General features: G+C 57.1%; 2 protein-coding genes and 1 pseudogene. 2 read left to right on the forward strand and 1 reads right to left on the reverse strand.

The annotated features are described in order from the left end of the window. Positions 1 to 276: 276 nt before the first annotated feature. A complete protein-coding gene (locus tag K7I12_RS17260) occupies positions 277 to 1,182 on the forward strand; it encodes a 3-hydroxyacyl-CoA dehydrogenase NAD-binding domain-containing protein (protein WP_231664798.1) in 906 nt (301 codons plus the stop codon). Next, a complete protein-coding gene (locus K7I12_RS17265) occupies positions 1,179 to 2,207 on the forward strand; it encodes a cyclase family protein (protein ID WP_231664799.1) in 1,029 nt (342 codons plus the stop codon). Before K7I12_RS17260 ends, K7I12_RS17265 begins: the two co-directional genes overlap by 4 nt. Here K7I12_RS17265 and K7I12_RS17750 read toward each other — a convergent pair. After that, positions 2,207 to 2,361: pseudogene (locus K7I12_RS17750) on the reverse strand (IS481 family transposase); the annotation flags it as partial. The gene K7I12_RS17265 and the pseudogene K7I12_RS17750 overlap by 1 nt on opposite strands. Positions 2,362 to 2,479: the final 118 nt, after the last annotated feature.

Consider the following 2,479-nt stretch of genomic DNA (forward strand, 5'->3'; position numbering starts at 1 on the left):
CGAGGCGGTCGGCATGGTACATTTCGTCATGGCGGTTGATGCGGTTGATTCTTGTGTAGGAGCTTGAATTATAACCGATTTTCAGCCGCTTTTTTCATGTCTGATGAAATATCCGGGCTAGTTGTCGGCGTGTTTATCGTTGTCTATTATGTACGCATGCCGCACATAAGTTCGATAATTTGGGTTGATGGTTAACCCGCGAATGATTTTATTCAATGCGACATTTGTCTATGCCGCTTGTAGAAAGTCTCGGTCAGGCGAATGAAGGGAGAGCTAATGCAGAACGATTCATTGCAAGCCGTGGTGGTAGGTGCCGGCACCATGGGCACCACTCTGGCCAAGCTGATGGCGGTGCATGGCGTCAGGGTCACCGTGGTAGACACCAACCCACAGGTGTTGGGAGCCAGTCGCCTGAGTGTGGAAGAAAATGCGACCGCGGTTTGCTTCACCACGGATTTGCAGTTGGCGGAGACCCCTGATTTCGTCATCGAGAGCGTGACCGAGAATGTCGCGATCAAGCGGGAGGTCGTGGCGCAAATCGAGGCTGGCGTGGCCGATACCACCATCATCATGACCAATACTTCGGGTATCCCCATCGACGACATTGGAAGTGCCATGCGTTTGCCGCAACGGTTCTTGGGGACTCACTTCTTCAACCCGGCGGACATCGTTCCCACTGTGGAAGTAGTTCCGGGTAGCCACACCGAGGCGACGGTTGTGCAAAAGGCGTGCAGTTGGCTGACGCGGTTGGGGAAACGTCCGGCGGTACTAAATACCTGTGTGCCCGGTTTTGTCGCCAACCGGATCCAGCACGCGGTGATGCGTGAATGCCTCTCTCTGCTTGAGAAAGGCGTGGTGGAGGTCGAGGCCTTGGATGATATCGTGCAGTATTCAATTGGTGTGCGCATGGCGCTGAACGGCCCCTTGTACCAGCGAGACCTCAATGGGTTGGATACCCACTTGAATATCGCCCGCTACCTCTACCCCGATCTCGATGCGCGCCAGGAGCCCGCGTCGCTTCTCGAAGAGTACGTTGCCCAAGGACGTTTGGGGGCCAAGGCGGGGCGAGGCTTCTACCACTGGAACGACGAGTCGCGTGCGCAACACCAGGCTCGAGAGCGGGAGAGTCTGCAACGCATCATTGAAATTGCCACGCAGCATGCCAGTGGAGACGAGCCATGAACCAGCCACGCTGGAAGAAGCGCCCCGAGGGGAGCAATTGGGGAGAGTTTGGCCCTGACGATCAACTGGGACGAGTCAACCTGATCGGGCCTGAGCAAGTGCTCAAAGGCGTCAAGGAAGTGCAAGAGGGAGTGACGTTCTGCTTGTCGCTACCCCTGGATATCCCCGGCGGCAAGGTGCTGAACCCCCGCCGCTCGCCGCCGAAGCTGACCCCAACGGTCCTGGATGACGACAAGTACATAAACTTTCCCTTGGCCACTCACAGTCCCGCGCTTTATGACGTCATCAGTGACGACCAGGTTCAGCTGTCGCTACAGTACTCTACCCAGTGGGACTCCCTGGCTCATGTGGGGGCCCTTTTCGATGGCGATAACGATGGCACGCCGGAGCGCCGCTATTACAACGGCTACCTGGCAGAGCAGGATGTGCTAAATCTGAGCGGGGAATTGGCCCAGCGGCACGGCTCCTATGCTAGGCGTCTGGGGATTGAGACGCTGGCAGCGCATGGTATGCAGGGCCGGGCCGTGTTGGTGGACCTAGTGCGAGTCTTCGGCGCGGGAAGGACGCTGGTAGGGCACAAGGAGTTGATGGAGGCGCTGGAACAACTGCACGTGGTGATGGAACACGGCGATATGCTGGTATTGCGTACGGGGTTCGCTGAAGCATTGCTGGATATGCAGGGCGCACCGCAGTTAGACGTGCTGAAAGACACCGGGGCAGTGCTTGATGGCAGCGATCCGGCACTGCTGGATTGGATCACCGAGAGCGGCATCGCGGCGATCTGTGCCGATAACTACGCGGTGGAGAACCTGGATCGCGAGCTGGAACCGGACTGTTGCTCCAAGCTCCCCTTGCACCACCACTGCCTGTTCAAACTCGGGTTACCGCTGGCGGAGCTGTGGTACCTGAAAGACTTGGCGGAGTGGTTGCATAGCCGCGAGCGCAACCGGTTCTTGCTGACGGCACCGCCGCTGCGCTTGCCGGGAGCTATTGGCTCACCTGTGACTCCGGTGGCAACTGTATAAGTGTCGGGTCCCGAGTGATTGACTACACGCTTGGTAAATAGCTCTGGCCGTTTAGCCTGCCACTCTTTCATCGCTACAAACGGCGATTGACGGTGCAGCGCCTTCTGTGGGTGTGATGATTGTACAGCCAACAATAGCGTTTGAGCGTCTGCTCCTAGCCCGGATATTTCATCAGACATGAAAAAAGCGGCTGAAAATCGGTTATAATTCAAGCTCCTACACAAGAATCAACCGCATCAACCGCCATGACGAAATGTACCATGCCGACCGCC

The organism is Halomonas sp. IOP_31 (assembly GCF_021151495.1).
Taxonomy (GTDB): Bacteria; Pseudomonadota; Gammaproteobacteria; order Pseudomonadales; family Halomonadaceae; genus Modicisalibacter; species Modicisalibacter zincidurans.